Below are 18,672 nucleotides of genomic sequence, written 5' to 3'. Positions count from 1 at the left end.
ATATCCCCGTTCGACGCAGACTGTGGATTCCTGCGCGACCAAATGATATGATACGAATGGATATAGAAGACAAGGGGGGACTTGATATGAGATTCGCAAGAAACCGATTGTCCGTATCCTTGATTGCGGTAATTGCGCTTCTGCTTATCGTAACGGGATGCGGGAGCAAGGAACGTTCAAATTCACCATCTGATACGGCGCCCTCCTCCAACGGCGGCGCTGCATCCACACAGGAGGCTTCCCCAATGAGCAATGTAGACACATCCGGAGACAACCCGATCGTCACAATCGAAATGGAAAACGGCGGCAAGATCACAATCGAGCTTTACCCCAAGGTTGCTCCGAACTCGGTCAACAACTTTATTTCCCTGGTGAAAAAAGGCTTCTACGACGGCACCATTTTCCACCGCGTCATCCCCGGCTTCATGGTCCAGGGCGGCGACCCGGACGGTACGGGCATGGGCGGACCGGGCTATTCCATCGCCGGCGAATTCACGCAAAACGGCTTTGAGAACAATCTGAAGCATACGACAGGGGTTCTCTCCATGGCTCGCGCGCAGAATCCGAACAGCGCCGGCTCCCAGTTCTTCATCATGGTCGCCGATTCCCCACATCTGGACGGCGCATACGCCGCCTTCGGCAAGGTTACGGAGGGAATGGACGTGGTGAACGAGATCGTCTCCCAGAAGAGAGATCGCAGCGACCGTCCCGAGACGCCTCAAGTGATGAAGAAGGTTACGGTAGACACTCGCGGAGCGGAAGCGCCGGAGCCGGAAATCATCAAGTAAGCGCAACGCGCATACATCGCTTTAAATCAGGAAGGAGCCGTCCCGCGTGGACGGCTCCTTCCTGATTTTATTTGAAATCGGAGAACGGAATTTCGAACTCCGGCATCCCTTCGGCATACGGCGTATACTCGTATTGGCCGAAATACACGACAACGCCGTTATGCTTCAGGAAATAATCCCTGTCCGGCTCAATCGTCTTGAACGGATTGAGCATCTTAATGCCCCGCGCTTTGATCTGGCTCTGGATTTTGGCATTGATAATCGCGACGTAATTCTCCTTGCCGAGCGCGGCCTCCTTCAGCGTCACAACCTTGCCGCTGCTTAGATCGAACGTGTACGGAACGCGAGCGGTAGAGCCGTGCGCCCCGCCTGTGTAAATATAATAATCGACGTACAGGCTCAGCTTGCCTTGCTCATTATAGGTAATCGTATAGGTGCCCTCGAAAGATACAGGCATAGTCGGCTTAAAGTCCCCATCTCCGAGCGCTTGCTCAAGCGAATCGCGGGCTACCTCCGCATTCAGCTCCGCGTCGGACTTGAGCGTCTCGTTGATCTTCTTCTCCGCCTCCTTGCTTACAAGACCCGATAGCTGCGGGTAATGAATCGCAAGCGACTTGTCGGTCGACTTTTCCCGAATGACCTCTGTTGCGATTTGCAAGTCGTTCTCCTTGATCGCTTCGATGCCGATGACCTTGGTGGACGAATCGTAGGCTACCCCGAAGCCCATACGCTCAAGCAAAAACCGGAACGGCACGTAAGTCGTGTTGTTCTGGACGATCGCCGGCAAGCCGTAGATTTGCTGACCGTTCAGCGTCGCGCTTCCGTCCTTTAGATTCAACGCAAGCTCGCGATCCCTTCCGGACACCGTCACGACCTGCTTCGCCTGATCCCAATCCGTCGTCAAGCCGATGCTGTTGTTCAGGCTGCGAATGGCGATGTACGTCGTGTTGTCCGTGTTCAACGCCGACAGGCTTGATCTGACGCCATTCACCTCGATTGCCTGATTCAGGATCCGGTAGTCGGATGCGGCCGCGTTCGCTCGTTGCGGGTGCAGCAGCGAAGCGAAGGCGATTGCGGCCGAAGCCGTGACGACAAGGAGCTTCTGCGTTCTGCTGTTCCATCGGGATTGGATCATCATTTCATTTCTCCTTTCATGCTGCTTACTTGTTCATATAGACGTAATCCATGGCGAAAGAGTTCATGAATTGGCGGAAAATGTTCCGAGAAGCCGGCGATAGGCTTCAATCGCCGCTGCTCGCGAAGCCTTCAGATCCACGATGGCATGCGGTCTAGGCAGATGTATGTCCTTGTCGTTCAGATTCGCCAGCTCGGGCAGCCAGCGCCGGATATAGCTTCCGGAAGGATCGTGCGTCCGGGATTGGGCAACCGGGTTCATAATGCGAAAATAAGGAGCGGCGTCGAACCCCAGCGACGAGCACCACAGCCAGCCGCCGCGATTCAGCGTATTGTCGTAATCCGCCAGCTTGCGGCGGAAATAGCGCTCCCCGAAGGGAAACGGGCACAGCAGATTTTTGGTCAGGAACATCGCCGTCACCATGCGCAGCCGATTCGGCATCGCTCCGGTTTCGTTGAGCTCCGTCATTGCGGCGTCGACTACCGGAATGCCCGTCCGGGCTTCCGCCCATGCGCGAAAGTGCGCGTCCGACAGGCCGCTCAGGTCGAAGGCCCGTTCGTAGCGAAAAAAACGCTTGTCCATACGGGATTGATACAGATAGAAATCCCGCCAGGCCAGCTGCCGCTTCCAGCTCTCGCCGCCCTCCGGCCGCGCCAGCAGGCGCTCGTGCACGGTACGAACCGACAAGGAGCCGCAGTTCAGATAACGGCTTATGCCGCTTGTCGCGCCAAGTGCGTACCGATCGCGATCCCGGGAATACTCGGTTAGCCTTTCCTCCAGAAAGCTCTCCAGCAGCCCCTCCGGCACAAGCGGCTCTCCGTCCCAGGTTATCGCCGCCCTCACTTCCTCCGGAAGCGGGAAAAGCTGCCCGATCCCCTCCTCGTCCCCTTCCGCTTGCGGAAGCTCCGCGATACGCGTCGCATAGGGGAAGCGCGGATGCTCCTGCAGATAATCGCTCCATTTGCGGTAGAAGGGCGTAAACACCTTGTACCCTTCGCTTCTTCCCGACTCCCGGTGAAAGCCCGGCAGGTCGACCAGCGGCTGATCCGGCAACGCCGTCCACCGCACGCCCGCTTCGGCTGCCGCTGCGGCCAAATCGCGGTCGCGCTGCATCGCGTAAGGCGTCCCGTCCTCGTGACAGACGATCTCGTCGATGCCGGGTAGCTCGGCCAGCAAGCGGCGAACGACGGCCACGGGCTCCCCGTAATAGAGCCGAAGCTTTATTCCGCAGCGCTCATAAGTCGCGCGCAGCCTTCCGACTTGCCGAAGGAAGTGCTTGCCGCTATGCTCCGCAGCCCTCCCCTCGCGAAGAAGAAAGGGGTCCAGGATGAGAATCGGCAGCATCGGCCGGTTCAAAGCCCGAATATAGTCCAGTGCCGGCAGATCCTCCGTTCGCAAGTCCTTCCGATGAATAAACAGCTTCATTCCGCACCTCGTTTCTCTCTCTATCCTATCAAACTTCCTGCACGGGTGCCTATTCTCCCGGCTCCTCTATTGAAATCCAGTTCTATCCTCTTATATGATGGTAGTAATAAACGCAATCAGGAGCGGTCAGGCGGTGCTTACGAATTGTTGGATAACGTAAGAAATAGAGCGGATAGGAACCGAACGATCTCGCTGGATGAGCGGGAGCGGGCGGAATATGCCCGGCGACTCGTTCGGCTGCACGCCCCCGCCGAGCCGGGGGACGTTCTGGGCCGGACGATCTGCCAGGATTTGTTCGAGACGATCGATTATTTGCCGGACGCATTCGTCGATCTGTTGTTTGTAGACCCTCCGTACAATCTGACCAAGACGTTCAACGGAACGACCTTCAGCCAGATGGAGAACGGACAGTATACGCAATGGCTCGACGCCTGGTTTTCCAGGCTGGTGCGCATCCTCAAACCCGACGCTACCGTGTACATATGCGGAGATTGGCGTTCAAGCCACTCCATATACGAGGTCGCCTCCCGCCATCTTCATATCCTTAACCGGATTACCTGGGAACGCGAAAAAGGCCGAGGCGCTTTATCCAACTGGAAAAACGCCTCGGAGGATATCTGGCACTGCACCCGATCCGACAAGTATAAGTTTTACGTCGACCGCGTCAAGCTGAAACGGAAGGTTCTCGCCCCCTATCGCACCGAGGAAGGAACGCCCAAGGATTGGGACGACGATCGGGACGGCAAATTCCGTCTGACTCACCCCTCCAACCTGTGGACCGATCTGACCGTGCCGTTCTGGTCGATGCCCGAGAATACGGATCATCCGACGCAGAAGCCCGAGAAGCTGCTGGCCAAAATCATATTGGCCAGCTCGGACGAGCAGGACGTCGTGTTCGATCCCTTCGGCGGGGCCGGAACGACCGCCGTTGTCGCGAAGAAGCTGAACAGGCGGTTTGCCAGCGTGGAGATCGACGAAACTTACTGCTGTCTTGCGGAGAAGAGACTGCGAATGGCCGAGGCGGACGCCTCCATCCAAGGCTATTCGGAGGGCGTATTCTGGGACCGGAACGCCTCTCGCCAGAAGAAGCAGACCAGACATCCCTGAACTCGTCGCACGCTCTATGAAACAGGCTTGGGACCCTCGAATATTCGAGGGCCGGCCTGCATTTGACACCCGATTCCAGCAATGGTATGGTTGGAGCCATATGGGCATTCCGCGCGGCTTGCGGGATGCTTAATTCTATGTGAGAAGCGTCCTGGGAAAGGAGGATCGCCATGATCCGAGTTAGAGAGTTTCTGGATACCGACAGCTCGCTGGCCGAGAAAAGAGTCAACGAATTTCTTGCCGAGCTGGAGGACGAGCAGGTGATCAACATTTGCTACAGCTCCATCAGCAAAGCGAATCTCAACAATGTAAGCGAACAACGAAGCGCGATATTGGTCGTGTATAAAGAATATCCGAAAGGCTAGGAACGAACGCTCTTCTCTCCGACGATCAGCACGCCGCTGTCGCCGACCGCCAGAAACCGCTGGCCGTCCCACACGACGCTTCGCAGCATTTTGACCGTCGGGGAGGCGATCTTAGTCCATCCCTTCCCCTTCTCGGACATGTAGATCATTCCCTTGTCCCCTACCGCGACGACCGTTCCCTCTCCGTTCACCGCAAGTCCCCGCAAATATTCATAGCGTAAGTCCAGGGTCGTTTTCCATGTCGTGCCGTTCGAGGATTCAATCAAGTCGTCACCGTTGATGGCCACGAACTTGGTCCCCGTCCACACCGCCTTCTCCAATGGATTGTACAAGGGGTTGCCATCTACCGTCGCTTTGGCCTTCGACCAGGTCCGGCCGTTCTTAGACGTATAGACGTCGCGATCCCGATAGCCCAGCCATAGCTTACCGCTCGTCGCGACCGGTATCGCCTGAACGCCCTGTAGAGGAGTCCACGTTCGCCCATCCTTGCTGATCGAGGCTTTCGTTTTGCCGAAGACACGGAATTGCCCGCCTGCCGCCGATACGGTCTGAATACCTTCCGGCAAGGCCGAGTCAAACTCCAGCAACTCGCCCCCTGCATAGAGGAAATTGGCCCTGTTTAGCACCCCCTCTATCATCTGAAAGCCGTTGGCCGCGAAGAATCCCTGATTGGCATTCAAATCATAGAGAGAAACCGCCTCTCCAATACGCTCTCGATCAATTGCCGCCCAGTTTTTTCCGTCCTCGGATACCTTGAAGCTTCCGGTCCCGGCCAACGCATAACGTCCGCCCGAGTAGGCGATGCCGTACCAGTCTCCGCTCTCGCCCGATGCCTCAAGCGTCCAACTCTCCTCCAGCCCAATCGCCGATCGGATCGCCCCGCCCGCGCCTACGGCCACATAGCCGTTCGACTCGCGCATGATGCTATGAATATCGCCCTTCAGTCCGCTATATTGAATAGGGAAGAACGGACTGATCCCCCCGACTTGCTCTTGCGTTCTTGACTGCCAGGCTTTCCCGTCGCGGGACTCGTACAGCGAGCCGTAATCTCCCGCCATCACGAATTTCCCGTCCTCCCAGATCACCGCGTTAAGCGATTGGCTGAAGCTGTTGGACAATCGCGTATAGGACAAGCCGTCCTCGGATGTAAATGCGGCTCCTCCAATCGACCGTCCCGTGCCCGCGCGGCCGTCCCACCCGACAGCGACAAGAACCTTGCCATTGTGGGCAATCCCATGAATAGCCGCTCCGACGTCCGTTTTCCGAAAGCTCCAGGTATTGAGGTCCCGCGAATAGAACGTTCCCTCGCTCGCCACAATGAGCCAATTGCTCTTGAATCTCACGACCTGAAGCTTCTGGGTGAAGAGGCTGATCCGCGCCGTTGAAGGCAGAGGAGTCACCTTCCACTCCGTGCCGTTGGCGGACACCGCCGCAAGGGGTGAGGAAAACTCCGTATCCTTGCCCTTCCATCGTCCCTCGGCCGCAGCCACGTATTGCTTGCCGTCCCAGATCGCATCCATCCAGAGAATATTATCCGGCTGCAGCTCCAGCTTGCCTTCCGCTCTATTCCTGTAATATTCGCTGATCTGCGATAGCTTGATCGTGTTCTTGACGCGAGCCTTCTTCCAGACTCGTCCGTCTCCCGAATACAGCGCCAAGCCGTGATCACCCACGGCCACGACCGACTTCCCGCTTGTCGCCGCCGCGTTCAGATTGCCCCGCCCCGGCGCAGCGACGATACTCCATGACGCATTGCTCCCGGCGCTGCGCAGAATCGTCGCGTCCTCCCCGACGGCAACTCTTACCCCGTCATCCATGGCCACGACATCGTTCAGGCTCGAGTTCTCCCGCCCGATCTGCTGTTTCCATTGCCACGCGGGCGATGCCGCAAAGCTCTCGCTGCCGAAGCTCCCGACGGCCAGAATAAAGGAAAGCAAGAATCCCGCGCAGACGGGGATCCGGCGCTTCGTCGGCTCGCTTAGTTTGACTGTTCTCGTTGTCAGCAAAAAAGTTCCCTCCGGTTCAATAGATTTGGCATGTGCATCTTTAACAATGCCAACGTTTAACGTCGCGAATGATTTCTATCGTTATTATTGTATACCAGAATCTCCCTGCGGCAAAAGCCCGTCGTCCAGGCGCGCCAAGGGGGCGGCAGACCGGATGTTCGAACGGGCGCGCAGACAAAGAGAGCGGGCAGACCTCCGAAGGCCCGCTTCCGCTCTCATATCGTTTCTATTCTATAGGTACCGTACGAGCCTTACGGCCGCTGAACGCGGTCCATTCCTTGTAGCCTGCTCCGATCGCCGCCTCTCGCGCTTCGTCCAGCAGATTGCCGATATCATCGGGAAAATGGGCATCCGACGACTGCGCGATCGGGACGTTGTACGCGGCCAGCACGGATAGAAACAGCGGGCTGGGACAGGCTTCGGCGACCGGATAACGGTAGGCAAGCCCGGTATTGATCTCCGTAGCGACGCCGGCCAGCACCATCTCCTCCGCAGTCTGACGGTAGAGCGGAAGCAGGTCGCGTTCGTCCTCCGGGCGGAAGCCGAACACCTTCAGATTATCCGGGTGCGCGATCAGATCGAACAGACCGGAACGGCAGGCTTGACGCAGCAGATCAAAGTAGATCGAATAGGCCTCCAGCGGCTTCAGATCTGCGAATCGCGACTGCGTCTGCGGATTGTCGAAGCCCCAGCCGTCCATGAAGTGAACCGAACCGATGATATAATCCCAGTCGTATCCGGCCAGCAGATCGCCCAGCTCCCGCTCGCCCCCGGGAAAGAAATCGGCTTCGATGCCGAGCAGCAAGTCCGGCCGGGTCTTCTTCGCCTCCGTCACGAACGACACGAATTCGTCAAGCGAGGTTACGCATACCTGGTTCAGCCATTTCAGCTGCGCCTGACCGACCGGGCTGTCATCCAGAAGCATATGCTTCTCATAATACGGACGGCATTCCCGAAATCGGTAGAGGTGATCGACTACGCCGAACACGCCGATTCCACGGGCCCGCCCCGTGTTTAAGAAACGGTCCAGCCACGCCTCGTTGAAGCAGCCGTGCCATACTCGACTCTCCAGCTGCTCCGCCAGCGCCTCCGCCCAGGCGAGCGAATGCTCCGGCCCTTGCTCGGCGTCGGCGTTCGTAGCGGCTAACGCTTGCATCGTGCGGGTAAGCCAGCGCAAAGAATACGGTCCTTCCTCCAGATGAAAATGCAAATCAACCTTCATCGTCCCAGACCCTCCCCTCCTCCAGCGGCAGCATCCGGTCCGCCTCGTTCATCGAAGGCGACGGCTCCAGGCCGAGGCAGCGGCACATGAGAGGGGCGATGGCCAACTGCGGCAAAGCATCCGCTTCAACTCGCTCCGGCAAGCTCTCTCCCGCAAGATAGAGGGGAACGCGCCGCTCCTCGGCAGTCGTTCCGCCATGCTGACCGTTCGCGCTCATGCCGTGGTCCGAGGTCACCATCACGCTATATCCTGCCGACCTCCACAGCGGGATCAGCATCGCAAGCAGACTGTCCGCAATCCGTACGGCCAGCTCATACTCCTTGCTCTCTCCTCCATGCTTATGCCCCGCATCGTCGATGTTCATCGAGTGAACGTAGAGAAAATCCGGATCGTGCGCTTGCCTCAGCCGCTCCGCGTCCGCGAACAAATGGCTGTCCGGATAATGATCCTCGAAGTAGAACATGCCGTGTTGAATCGCCTGGCTCTCGTCATGCTGATGCCGGTCCAACAGCGGGTTGAACGGAGCCGAGTTATACAGCTCGCTTATCCAGTGATACGCCGCGGCGGCCGTAGTCAGCCCGGCCTCCCTTGCCAAATGGAACACGCTGGTTTCCTTGCTGCGGCGAACAACATGATTCGCGGTAATCCCGTTTCTGTACGCCGGCGTGCCGGTCAACAGCACCTCGTAAAGCGGCCTGGACAGGCTGGGCAGCTCCGATTGAACCGAATAGCGGGCCGCTTCACCCTGTTCGACCAGATGCTCCAGATAACCGAGACAGCTGCGCGCACTATCGTAACGAAGGCCATCCAGCACGACAACGATTAAGCGGGAACGATGTTGATCCAGCGTCATAAGATTAGATTTCCCCTTTCGCTTCGATCCACTGAATGCGATGCTGCTTGAGCGTCGACAGCCATTCCCGAGGAGGAACGACGTTGCTTACGACGGTATCCACCTTGCGAATAGGTACGATTTCGACGAACGCTTCCTTGCCCAGCTTCGAGTCGTCCGCGAGCACAATCGTCCGGCCCGCGGCCTCGATCATTCGCCGCGACAGCATAGTCTCCTCCAGATCGTAATCGCTGATGCCCCTCTTCATGGAAATTCCGCCGACCGAGATAAACGCTTTGTCCACACGGAATTGCGTCATTACCTGCTCGCCGGGCGCTCCGGTCAGCGATTGCTGCTCCGGGTTGAGCCGGCCTCCGAGGACGATAATCTTGCCCGCGAAGCGCCCTTCGTTCAAAGACTCCATCAGATGGTACGCCACAGCGATGGAATTCGTGAGCACGGTCAGTCTTTCCTTATCCGCGATCGCTTTGGCGAGCTCCAGCGTTGTCGTACCGACATCGATCACGATCGTATCTCCCGACGAGATCAGCTCTGCGGCCGCCCTGCCGATCCGGCCCTTCTCCTCCGCGTTTACCTTCTGCCGTTGCAGATACGGCGGCTCATAGCTGGCCGGCTTGGCCAGCACCGCCCCGCCGTACACGCGCCTGACGTGCCCCTCTTGCTCCAGCAGCATCAGGTCCCTGCGGACGGTTTCTTCGGATACCGCGCATCTTTGCGCGACATCGGGCACTTTCACCTGCCCTTTCAGTCTAAGGCTGTCCAGAATAATTCGTTTGCGCCGCTCCGAGGATACCGACATCCCGATTATGCTCCTTCCTTCTCCAGGACTAGCAGCTGGGAAGGATCAAGCGCCAGCCTAACGCCTCCGCTTCCATCCTCCCGAAGCGAACGGCCGTCGTTCAGAAGATCGATCGTGAGCCGCACGTCCGCTGCGATGACGAAATAACGGAGAATATTGCCGAGAACGCTGATCGACTCGATCTTCCCCTCCACCGTACGATAACCGCGCTCGCCCTCGGCAAGCGCCCCTTGGGAGGCGGGAAGCAATCTGACCGATTCCGGCCTCAGCGCGTAGCTGTCCGAGAAGCCGATCTCGTCTCCGAACAAGCGAAGGGCCTCCCCTCTGGACAGCACATTGTAGCTTCCCATGAATCTCGCCACGAATTCTGTGCGAGGCTTCGTATACAATGCCTCAGGCGTTCCGTCCTGTACGATGTTGCCGTGATTCATAATGCAGATGCGGTCGGATACCGTAAGCGCCTCCTCTTGATCGTGCGTAACGAAAATCGTCGTCATTTTCAAGCGGCGCTGAATGTCGCGAATTTCCGTCCTCAGGCTTTTGCGGATTTTGGCGTCCAATGCGCTCAGAGGCTCATCCAGCAGCAGCACCTTCGGCTGCACGGCCAGCGATCTCGCCAGCGCGACGCGCTGCTGCTGACCGCCGGAGAGCTGCTGCGGATACGAATTCCGCTTCTCCTCCAGATCGACAAGCGCAAGCAGCTCCTCGCATCGGCTCTTTCGCGCCGCCTTGCCCTCTCCCCGCATTTTCAATCCGTACTCGATATTCTCATACACCGTTAAATTCGGAAACAAGGCGTAGGACTGGAACACCATGCCGACCTCGCGCTGGCGCGGCGGAAGCCGGCCGATATCCGTATGCCCCAGCAGAATCCGGCCTTCATCCAGCTCCGTCAAGCCGGCGATGCAGCGAAGCAGCGTGCTTTTCCCGCAGCCCGAAGGACCGAGCAGCGTTATCAGCTCTCCTTCGCGGATGGACAGATCCACGTCGTTCAGCACGGTCGTGTCTCCGAAGGTTTTCCGAATGCCCTTGAGTTCCAAATACGACGCGCTCATCGGCCCGCCTCCCGGTTCATTTTTTTGCCAAGCTTCATCAAGACGGCCGACAGCGCCAGAATAAACAAGAAATAGGAAATCGCAATCGCGCTGGCCAGATGCCCGCTCTCCCCGACGCGCTTGTACAGATACACTTGGATCGTCTGAATATGTCCGCCGACCAGCATGTTCGTAAGCACGAATTCTCCGAACAGCACGGAGAAGCTGAGCAGAGTCGAGACGATGATTCCCGGCCAGATGTTCGGCAGAATTACCGTCGCGAACGCCCGAAAGCGCGAAGCTCCGAGCAGCTCCGCCGAGCTGAGCAATTCGACTGCCGATACGGTGATCAGACTGTTGCGAATGCCTTGATACATATAAGGAAGGATGACGACGAAGTAAGCCCCGATCAGAATATAGGGCGTGCCGGCGATATCGATCGGCCCGGAAGAATACGTGCGGATCAGCCCGACCGCCGCTACGACTCCGGGAACCGCATAGGGCAGCACAACCAGCCCCTTCATGAACGTCTCCCACTTCGGCAAGTACACGGTGATGACGAATACCGCAGGCAGCATCACCGCCAGGCTCAAGGCGACGCTGATTGCGCACAGATAGAGCGAAGTCCACAGCGCATCCATAAATCGGATGTCCCGCAGCATCTCGCGCATCCATTCCAGCGTCCAGCTCTCCGGCAACACCGTCGTCTGCCACTGCTTCGCGAAGCCGTACAGGAAGGTTGCAAGAAGCGGAAGCAGCAAGTAAATCATGAGCAGCAGCATCAAGGAACGATGCGTCCATCCCGCTTTCAGCCTGTTCATGCGCCGGCCTCCCCGTTCGCAACCGCAATCGGCTGTCCCCGCTTCATTCGGGAACGCTTGGTCGCCGCATGAGGACTGAAGGAGGCGGTGAATTGCTGGGATCGCTTCGACATGCGGTGGTTCAAGTAAACCGCAAGCAAGGTCGAAAGGGCGAGCAGCACGGCCAAGGCGCTGCCAAGCTCCGGCTGGTTCACGACATCGCCCGCCACAAGCGAGCCGATGCGAATCGCCAGCAGGTTATAATTGCCTCCGACAAGCGCATAAGCCGTCGCATAGGCGCCCATCGCATTGGCGAACAGAATGCCGAGCGTCCCGAAGATCGCAGGCGTCAGCATAGGCAGGCCGACGGTTCTCCAGAACTGCCAGGAGCGGGCGCCGAGCAGCGCCGCCGCTTCCTTCCATTGCTCGCGAATACCGTAGAAGGACGGGTACAGCAGCAGCAGTGCCAGCGGAATCTGGAAGTAGACGTACACAAGCACGAGTCCCGACCAGCTGTACAGGTTAAAGCCGGCGAATACGTCCCAGCCCCACTGCTTGAAGAGGAGCGTGAACACTCCGTTGTTGCCCAGCAAAATAATATAGGCGAAGGCGAGCGGAACGCCTGCGAAATTCGAGGTCATATTGGATAACAGCAGCAGCCTGTCGCGGATTCTCGGCGCAAACCTGGTAATGGAATAGGCGCACAGCAGGCCCGCTATGATGCCGATTACGCTGGAATAGACGGCGATCAGAAGACTATTCTTGATCGCTTGCAAGTAAAACGCGCTATGCAAGATCTGATTAAAGTGACTGAACGTAAACCCGGAGCCCCCCGGTCGGCTGACGCTTCCCGTCAGCATGGCCGCAATCGGCGCGAACTGGAACGCCAGCACCATGAAGGCGAACGGAACCAGGCCAAGCAGCATCCAGCGATTTCTATGCTTCATGGCTTCCCCTCTCCCGGACCGAATGCGACAGGGCGCCTCCGCGTCGCGGGCGAAGGCGCTCTATCGTCGATTGCAGCCGTTTAGTTAATATGAACCAGAATGCGATCCTGCCATTGCTGCGGAATGCCCTTAGCCGTTTCTTCCCAGACCTTGTAATCGTCGACCGGCTTTGCGTTCGCATATTCTTCCTTCGGCAGCAGCTTCGCCGCGACATCCGCAGGAAGCTCGACGCTGTCCCGGATCGGGCGAGCGTAGCCCTTGGCCAGATTGATCTGTCCCGCATCGCTAAGAATGTATTCTCTCGTCAGCTTGGCGGCATTCGGATGCGGAGCATATTTGTTGATGATGGTCGCATATCCGCTCACGACGCTGCCTTCCTTCGGAATCGTAACCTCGTATTGGTCTTTTCCAAGCTGGTCCCTGTAGTTCAGAGCGTTGAAATCCCACAGCAGCGTCACTTCGACTTCGCCCTTCTCGATGTTCGCAAGAGAAGCTTCCACATTGGCAATGCGGCCGTTCTTGGCCAAGTCCTCGAAGAACGCGAGTCCCGGTTCGAGATTCGATTCGTCTCCGCCGAACGCCATCGCCGCCGCCAGAACGGCCATCTGCGCTTGCGCCGCCTTCGTCACGTCGCCGGTGACGATTTTGTAATTGCCGTTTTTCAGATCCTCCCAGCTTTTCGGCGGATTCGCCACCAGCTTCTTGTTCGTCAGGAAAGCGATCGTCCCCTGGTAGCCGAGAAGCCAGTGTCCGTCGTTATCCTTAGCCCAGTCGGGGATTTCATCCCAGTAGGAGGTTTTGTACGGCTGAGTGACGCCCTTCTCGACGGCCACCGGTCCGAACGCAATGCCGACATCTCCGATATCCGCCGTCGGCTTATCCTTCTCGGCATCGAACTTGGCGATCTCCTCCGCGCTGGACATGTCCGTATCCGTATGCGAAAGCCCGTATTTCGACTGCATGTCCGCCCAGGTATCCTTCCAGTTCGCCCACGAATCCGGCATCCCGACGCTGACGACGCTTCCCTCTTCCTTCGCTTTCGCTTCAATCTCGCTTAAGGTGAGCTCCGGAGCGGCTGGATTCTCGCTGTTGCCGTTGTTCTTGGCGCCTCCGCAAGCTGCGATCAGAGTGGTTAACAGCATTAAAATCAGACCGACGGATAATGGCTTCTTGAATCCCGTTTTCATGGTTCGCTGTTCCTCCTATGTGGCATTCTGTGGGATGTTTCTATAATCTTGTTGTTTTTCTGCCTGTTATTACTATAGAACCGGTCTATTTCCGTCACATTAACCGGAATCGGATTGTTTGTAAAAAAAAGAAGAACGCCTGATTGGCGCTCTTCTTGCATGGAGTTGCGATTAGATTTGGGAAATCGAACTGATTTCATACTGCTCGCCCGTGTTATAAAATACAATCTGGAAAAGGGGCGTACTGTCGTCCGTGTAGCTGTCTACCTTCAAGTGAAAAGTAAATTGTGCCCTTCCGCCTCCCACTTCAGCATACGTCACAGATACATGGTTGATCGTCGTTTCCGACACTGCTTTCGCCCAGTCGGCTAACTCATCCTTATCGTTAGAGTTTATAGTACTCAGGGTTAGCTCGTTCAAGTTTTGGATGCTTTGCTCAGGACCCCGCAGATTAAGTCCCTCATTCTTTGACGCAATCCATGCCTTCAGGAGTTTATCGCTTCTAGACGTATCTCCCGATGGAAACGCGCTTACATAGGCCTGATAAAATCTCCATACTTGGGGTCGCAAACGTTCCGAAATGTCATCTTTATTGAAATCGAGCGGCAATGTCTTGATGACCGGCAAAGCCGACAAGTACTTCAGTGTTTCTTTCTCTACATACTTTTCAAGCTCTTCATTAAATCTGGAGAGATAATCCTGCCCTTTTTCAATTGTAGCGATTCCTTTGTTAAAAGCTTTCGTATTCCCGGGCGGCTTCGAGATGGAGCCCTGAATCTCGATATAGCCCTTCAAGGTCGTATCCGCATATTGGATGAGAATTTTATGTATACGAGCGAGCTCTTTATTCTTCGGCTTGATTTTTTTTATGCCATTTACGTATATCGTATAGTTAGGAATAATCGTTTTTTTGTAAAGATCATACATGGCCTTCCGATTTTTTGTATTATAGATGAGATTTGCGTTATAGGCAGCCACTGCTTTTGAAGAATACTTGGAAAACGCGTCGAATTGATTTATGTATGCCAAAACTTCATTCAGCTCTTTGGAGGAAGCTGAAGATACTCCAGGGATTACGGTCGTCACAATCAGGACCAGCAACATAAAAGACTTAATAAACTTGCTCTTGGATAGATAGCTCACCCTATTGCCTCCTCTTCTGAATAGCCTAGTGCCTCTGTCGCAATTCCTTCGACAAAATCAGAGTTATTTTACCAAATATTCGGAGGAAAATCTAATGCTGCATTGTACCTCTTGGGCCTCCGCCTCACTTCCGCCCGTAATCCGCTTTGATCTCGCCCCATTGCTTCGTCTGCCATTTAAGCACTTTATTGGAATAATCGTTCGTCTTGAGCCATCGGACGGCGCGATCGACGAGATCCCATATTTCGCGGGTCGACTCGTCCCGGACAAGCGTGGAGGAGACTTGCTTCTGCTTCACCCATTTGAGCGCATTGACGGAATCGCTGTAGATCGTTTTGGCACTGCCCGCTTTCTTCAAATGCGCCAATCCATGTACGATCGCCAGAAACTCGCCGAGATTATTCGTTCCTTTCGCGATTGGCCCTACCGCGAACAGCACTTCGCCCGTTCTCGTATCCACGCCCTTGTATTCGACCGGTCCCGGATTACCGCTCGTTCCGACGTCCACGGAGATGCTGTCGTAATCGATCTCGTCCTCTGCGGCGATTCCCGCACTGCTCGGTTTGAAGCTGCGCGCGGAGCCCTTGCCTGCCCCATCGCCCGCCGTTTTTCCGCTGCCCCAATGCTTCTTCCAGCCCTCACGGTAAGCTTGCTCCGCGCCGGCCTTCGTCTCGTAGGATTTGAACTTCGCCTCGTCAAACTTGTTGATCTGCTCCTGACATTCGGCCCAGGTCGCATAGATGCCCGGCTTCCTGCCGGACCATACGACATAATATTTCTGCTTCGCCATCTATTTCATCCCTCTTTCGCTGAAAGGTGCTTCATCCGAAATCCGGCCGCTAGAGCATATACCTCGAATCGGCCGTCCGCTTTACTATAGTAACCCGCGGTCAAGCTTACTTCAATAAAGACGGATCGCAGCAAGGCTTCTTCCGGCAGCTTCTACCGCATAGAGAGGATATTCGCTTATACGAAGGCTCTCAGCGGAGCCCTACTGCATGAAAAACCGGCTGCGTCGTCCATAACGGACAACACAGCCGGTTGCTATTAGCTGACGGAAGCCAGGGAATTGCCGTTACTGCCGGAGGTTGATCCGAACGGCTCCCTCTTCCGATCCCTATCATTTAGGCCAGTATAGCCTCGATGCGCGCCAGTTCCTCGCTCGTAAACTCCAAGCCGCGCAGGGCTTCAACCGCGTCGTCGATCTGGGACACTCTGCTGGCGCCGATAAGCGCGGAAGTAACCCGCCCGCCGCGCAGCACCCAAGCGAGCGCCATCTGCGACAGCTTCTGTCCTCTCTCGCCAGCCATGGCATTTAACGCCCGAACCTTGTCCAGCGTCTCCTCGGTCAATTCATCCGGATTAAGGAAGGCGCTCGGCCCGGCAGCACGCGAGTCCGGCGCGATGCCGTTCAAGTAACGATCGGTCAGAATTCCCTTCGCCAGCGGGGAGAAGACGATCGAACCGATCCCCTCTTCGTCCAGCACATCCAGCAGTCCGGCCTCGGGTCCGCGAGCCAGCATCGAGTATTGCGGCTGATGGATCAGGCAAGGCGTGCCCAACCGCTTAAGTATGCGCGATGCTTCGCGGGTCTGTTCGGGGGAATAGTTGGAAAGCCCGACGTAGAGCGCTTTGCCTTGGCGAACGATCAAGTCCAGCGCCGCCATCGTTTCCTCCAACGGCGTATTCGGGTCAGGCCGATGATGGTAGTAAATATCGACGTAATCGAGCCCCATGCGCTTCAAGCTCTGGTCCAGGCTGGACACGAGGCTTTTCTTGGAGCCCCATTCTCCGTAAGGCCCCGGCCACATGTAGTAGCCGGCCTTGGTGGAGATAATCATCTCGTCGCGATACGGCAAGAAGTCTGCTTTCAGAATGCCGCCGAAGGTCGTCTCGGCCGAGCCGGCAGGCGGTCCGTAATTGTTCGCCAGATCGAAATGCGTAATTCCGAGATCGAAAGCCCGGCGAATCATTTCCCGCCCCCTCTCGAAGGTGTCGATGCCGCCGAAGTTATGCCACAGCCCCAGAGAGATCGCGGGCAGCTTCAAGCCGCTTTGTCCGCTCCGGCGATAAGCCATCGTGTCGTATCTATTCGCGCTTGCCGAGTAAGTCATTTTATTGCCTCCTTGTCTCATTACGTTCCCCATCAGTGTAATGAACAAGGAAGGACAAATCGATATCATAAGGAAAGGAAAATATGGACTAATGTCCGATTTTCGCAAATTGTCTCGGCGAGCTGCCCTTCCAGCTTTTGAACATTTTCGAAAACTGCAGCGCATCGGGATAGCCGACCGACCGGGCGACCTCTCCGACCGTATAGGTGCCTTTGAGCAGAAGCTCCGACGCTTTGTCCATCCGGTATTGCAGCAAATAGCGGCGGGGAGGAACGCCTACCGCCTCCTTAAACATTGCCGATACGTATTTGCGATCCAGCTTAAGCAGCTCCGCAAGCTCCCGTACAGAAATATTTTCGCTGTAATGGGAGTGAATGAACTCCAGCATCCGATGCACGTAGGCATCTTGCTTGCTCATCCTCAGCTCTCCGCTAGAGCTCGCGGGCAAGCTGTCGATAAGAACGGCCAACAGGTCGTGCATGAGCGCCTGCAGCCTCAGGTCTCTGCTGTTTTCGTGCGCCAGCGTCTCCGTCAGCCTGTCGTACAAGCTGGGCATGAGCTGCATGTCCATGGCAAATATGGGCATGTCCGGAGACAAGCCCGTTCGGGACAGCACCGAAAGCACCCTTTCGCCGTAGAAGCCGATCCAGGAATACGTCCATGGCTCCTCAACGTCCGCTGCGTGGTAGGTCACATGATGCGGGTAGGTCAGGAACGCCTGGCCAGCGGTCAGGATATACTCCCGCTCTCCGATGCGCACGCAGCCTTTACCCTGATGAATGAAATGAATTTTGAAGGTTTCCCGAATGCCGGGACCGACGGCATGCCCCGGCGAGCAATGTTCCTTGCCCCAGAATTGCAAATATAGCTCTGGCGGCTCTCCCGACGGACTGTCGGGATTGTACTGGTAGACGGGAGTTCCTCTCAGCATGCGGTCGTAATGATCGGTTTGCCGTTCGTGACAATGACCGTATGCTCGAATTGGGCGACTCGACTGCGGGTATCCGGCACCTGCAAGGTCCAGCCGTCCGGCTGTTCTACGACATAGGAGGCGCCTGTGGACAAGAACGGCTCAATGGTAATGACTTGGCCCGCCTTCAGCACTCTTCGGTCGCGGGGCTCGAAATAGGGCAGAATCTCGACGGGCTCCTCGTGCAGCCCTCTGCCGACGCCGTGGCTGCACAGGTTTTCGACAATGCGATGCCCGCTCCTTCTGGCCTCGTCCTCCATGATTCTGCCGATTTGATTCAGCCTCATGCCCGCTTTCAAGCCGGATATCACCTTCATCATCGTCGCGTAGGCGCTCTTGCACAGCCGCTCCAGATCGGTCGAGGCGGGAGCGATCTGGAAGGACTGGCCGGCATCGGCATAGTAGCCGTCCCGCTCCGCCGACACGTCGATATTGACGAGGTCGCCCGGCTTCAGGACACGATCCCCCGGGATGCCGTGGGCCACCTCCTCGTTCACGCATATGCAAGTATACGCCGGAAAACCGACGTCCTTCATCGGCGCAGATGTCGCGCCGTGACGGGCCAGCGCGTCCCGGCCGATCCAATCGAGCTCTCTCGTTGTCATGCCGGGCTTGGCGCTGCGCTTCATCTCTTCTATCGTCAACGCGACTATTCTGCCGATCTTCAACAATTGCTCAATGTCTTGCTGAGATTCTATCGTCATGAAACGTCCCTTCTCTCGTCCAGGAAATTGGACAGCAGCAGTAAGATGTATTTCTAATCTTATCCCAAAAGCA

General features: G+C 56.6%; 18 protein-coding genes. 3 read left to right on the top strand and 15 right to left on the bottom strand.

Annotated elements, in window-relative coordinates:
* Positions 1–86: 86 nt before the first annotated feature.
* A complete protein-coding gene (locus ACFO1S_RS07070; RefSeq protein WP_204605160.1) occupies positions 87–788 on the top strand; it encodes a peptidylprolyl isomerase in 702 nt (233 codons plus the stop codon).
* 67 nt (positions 789–855) lie between these two features.
* On the opposite strand, the gene ACFO1S_RS07065 is transcribed toward ACFO1S_RS07070, so the two are convergent.
* Positions 856–1,926: a stalk domain-containing protein gene (locus tag ACFO1S_RS07065; protein ID WP_204605161.1), complete on the bottom strand. Its 1,071-nt coding sequence runs from the start codon at positions 1,924–1,926 to the stop codon at positions 856–858.
* A 60-nt stretch (positions 1,927–1,986) separates the two neighbouring features.
* Entirely contained in the window at positions 1,987–3,348 is a 1,362-nt protein-coding gene (locus tag ACFO1S_RS07060; RefSeq protein ID WP_204605162.1) for a cryptochrome/photolyase family protein, read from the bottom strand.
* A 144-nt stretch (positions 3,349–3,492) separates the two neighbouring features.
* On the opposite strand from ACFO1S_RS07060, the gene ACFO1S_RS07055 reads away from it, so the two are divergent.
* Together ACFO1S_RS07055 and ACFO1S_RS07050 are read left to right on the top strand one after the other, a co-directional pair.
* On the top strand, positions 3,493–4,455 hold the full coding sequence (locus ACFO1S_RS07055; protein ID WP_204605163.1) for a DNA-methyltransferase: 963 nt from the start codon (positions 3,493–3,495) through the stop codon (positions 4,453–4,455).
* Positions 4,456–4,625: 170 nt separating this feature from the next.
* Entirely contained in the window at positions 4,626–4,820 is a 195-nt protein-coding gene (locus ACFO1S_RS07050; protein ID WP_204605164.1) for a sporulation protein Cse60, read from the top strand.
* Here the strand turns inward: ACFO1S_RS07050 and ACFO1S_RS07045 are convergent.
* The 13 genes from ACFO1S_RS07045 to map form a co-directional block, all read right to left on the bottom strand.
* Entirely contained in the window at positions 4,817–6,826 is a 2,010-nt protein-coding gene (locus ACFO1S_RS07045; protein ID WP_204605165.1) for a sialidase family protein, read from the bottom strand. The genes ACFO1S_RS07050 and ACFO1S_RS07045 overlap by 4 nt on opposite strands.
* 226 nt (positions 6,827–7,052) lie before the next feature.
* Positions 7,053–8,048 carry a PHP domain-containing protein gene (locus tag ACFO1S_RS07040; RefSeq protein WP_204605166.1) on the bottom strand — a complete coding sequence of 332 codons (996 nt, stop codon included), beginning with the start codon at positions 8,046–8,048 and terminating at the stop codon, positions 7,053–7,055.
* Positions 8,038–8,901 carry an alkaline phosphatase family protein gene (locus ACFO1S_RS07035; RefSeq protein WP_204605167.1) on the bottom strand — a complete coding sequence of 288 codons (864 nt, stop codon included), beginning with the start codon at positions 8,899–8,901 and terminating at the stop codon, positions 8,038–8,040. The genes ACFO1S_RS07040 and ACFO1S_RS07035 overlap by 11 nt, the downstream gene beginning before the upstream one ends.
* Before the next feature lie 4 nt (positions 8,902–8,905).
* The gene (locus tag ACFO1S_RS07030; RefSeq protein ID WP_204605168.1) at positions 8,906–9,700 is read right to left on the bottom strand and encodes a DeoR/GlpR family DNA-binding transcription regulator; all 795 of its coding nucleotides are present in this window, start codon (positions 9,698–9,700) and stop codon (positions 8,906–8,908) included.
* A gap of 5 nt (positions 9,701–9,705) precedes the next feature.
* Entirely contained in the window at positions 9,706–10,755 is a 1,050-nt protein-coding gene (locus ACFO1S_RS07025; protein WP_204605169.1) for an ABC transporter ATP-binding protein, read from the bottom strand.
* Positions 10,752–11,555 (bottom strand): ABC transporter permease, encoded by an 804-nt coding sequence (locus ACFO1S_RS07020; protein ID WP_204605170.1) that lies wholly within the window; start codon positions 11,553–11,555, stop codon positions 10,752–10,754. Before ACFO1S_RS07020 ends, ACFO1S_RS07025 begins: the two co-directional genes overlap by 4 nt.
* Positions 11,552–12,481, bottom strand: coding sequence for an ABC transporter permease (locus tag ACFO1S_RS07015; RefSeq protein WP_204605171.1), 930 nt, complete (start codon positions 12,479–12,481; stop codon positions 11,552–11,554). Before ACFO1S_RS07015 ends, ACFO1S_RS07020 begins: the two co-directional genes overlap by 4 nt.
* An 80-nt stretch (positions 12,482–12,561) precedes the next feature.
* Complete coding sequence (locus ACFO1S_RS07010; protein WP_204605172.1) at positions 12,562–13,668, bottom strand: ABC transporter substrate-binding protein; 1,107 nt, start codon at positions 13,666–13,668, stop codon at positions 12,562–12,564.
* A gap of 171 nt (positions 13,669–13,839) precedes the next feature.
* Positions 13,840–14,811 (bottom strand): hypothetical protein, encoded by a 972-nt coding sequence (locus ACFO1S_RS07005; protein ID WP_204605173.1) that lies wholly within the window; start codon positions 14,809–14,811, stop codon positions 13,840–13,842.
* Between the two features lie 124 nt (positions 14,812–14,935).
* A complete protein-coding gene (rnhA, locus tag ACFO1S_RS07000) occupies positions 14,936–15,601 on the bottom strand; it encodes a ribonuclease H (RefSeq protein ID WP_204605174.1) in 666 nt (221 codons plus the stop codon).
* Between the two features lie 334 nt (positions 15,602–15,935).
* Positions 15,936–16,925, bottom strand: a complete 990-nt coding sequence (locus tag ACFO1S_RS06995) for an aldo/keto reductase (protein WP_204605175.1) — start codon at positions 16,923–16,925, stop codon at positions 15,936–15,938.
* A gap of 88 nt (positions 16,926–17,013) precedes the next feature.
* A complete protein-coding gene (locus tag ACFO1S_RS06990) occupies positions 17,014–17,856 on the bottom strand; it encodes an AraC family transcriptional regulator (protein WP_204605176.1) in 843 nt (280 codons plus the stop codon).
* Positions 17,850–18,599, bottom strand: coding sequence for a type I methionyl aminopeptidase (gene map / locus ACFO1S_RS06985; protein WP_204605177.1), 750 nt, complete (start codon positions 18,597–18,599; stop codon positions 17,850–17,852). Before map ends, ACFO1S_RS06990 begins: the two co-directional genes overlap by 7 nt.
* Positions 18,600–18,672 lie beyond the last annotated feature (73 nt).

It is taken from the genome of Cohnella boryungensis, assembly GCF_042651945.1.
In the GTDB taxonomy this organism is placed as follows: domain Bacteria; phylum Bacillota; class Bacilli; order Paenibacillales; family Paenibacillaceae; genus Cohnella; species Cohnella boryungensis.
This window is presented reverse-complemented; position numbering and strand designations above follow the sequence as displayed.

Coding starts and splice junctions, on each gene's coding strand:
- ACFO1S_RS07070 (WP_204605160.1), top strand. CDS start 87: ATGAGATTCGCAAGAAACCGATTGTCCGTATCCTTGATTGCGGTAATT.
- ACFO1S_RS07065 (WP_204605161.1), bottom strand. CDS start 1,926: ATGATGATCCAATCCCGATGGAACAGCAGAACGCAGAAGCTCCTTGTC.
- ACFO1S_RS07060 (WP_204605162.1), bottom strand. CDS start 3,348: ATGAAGCTGTTTATTCATCGGAAGGACTTGCGAACGGAGGATCTGCCG.
- ACFO1S_RS07050 (WP_204605164.1), top strand. CDS start 4,626: ATGATCCGAGTTAGAGAGTTTCTGGATACCGACAGCTCGCTGGCCGAG.
- ACFO1S_RS07040 (WP_204605166.1), bottom strand. CDS start 8,048: ATGAAGGTTGATTTGCATTTTCATCTGGAGGAAGGACCGTATTCTTTG.
- ACFO1S_RS07035 (WP_204605167.1), bottom strand. CDS start 8,901: ATGACGCTGGATCAACATCGTTCCCGCTTAATCGTTGTCGTGCTGGAT.
- ACFO1S_RS07030 (WP_204605168.1), bottom strand. CDS start 9,700: ATGTCGGTATCCTCGGAGCGGCGCAAACGAATTATTCTGGACAGCCTT.
- ACFO1S_RS07025 (WP_204605169.1), bottom strand. CDS start 10,755: ATGAGCGCGTCGTATTTGGAACTCAAGGGCATTCGGAAAACCTTCGGA.
- ACFO1S_RS07020 (WP_204605170.1), bottom strand. CDS start 11,555: ATGAACAGGCTGAAAGCGGGATGGACGCATCGTTCCTTGATGCTGCTG.
- ACFO1S_RS07015 (WP_204605171.1), bottom strand. CDS start 12,481: ATGAAGCATAGAAATCGCTGGATGCTGCTTGGCCTGGTTCCGTTCGCC.
- ACFO1S_RS07010 (WP_204605172.1), bottom strand. CDS start 13,668: ATGAAAACGGGATTCAAGAAGCCATTATCCGTCGGTCTGATTTTAATG.
- rnhA (WP_204605174.1), bottom strand. CDS start 15,601: ATGGCGAAGCAGAAATATTATGTCGTATGGTCCGGCAGGAAGCCGGGC.
- ACFO1S_RS06995 (WP_204605175.1), bottom strand. CDS start 16,925: ATGACTTACTCGGCAAGCGCGAATAGATACGACACGATGGCTTATCGC.
- ACFO1S_RS06990 (WP_204605176.1), bottom strand. CDS start 17,856: ATGCTGAGAGGAACTCCCGTCTACCAGTACAATCCCGACAGTCCGTCG.
- map (WP_204605177.1), bottom strand. CDS start 18,599: ATGACGATAGAATCTCAGCAAGACATTGAGCAATTGTTGAAGATCGGC.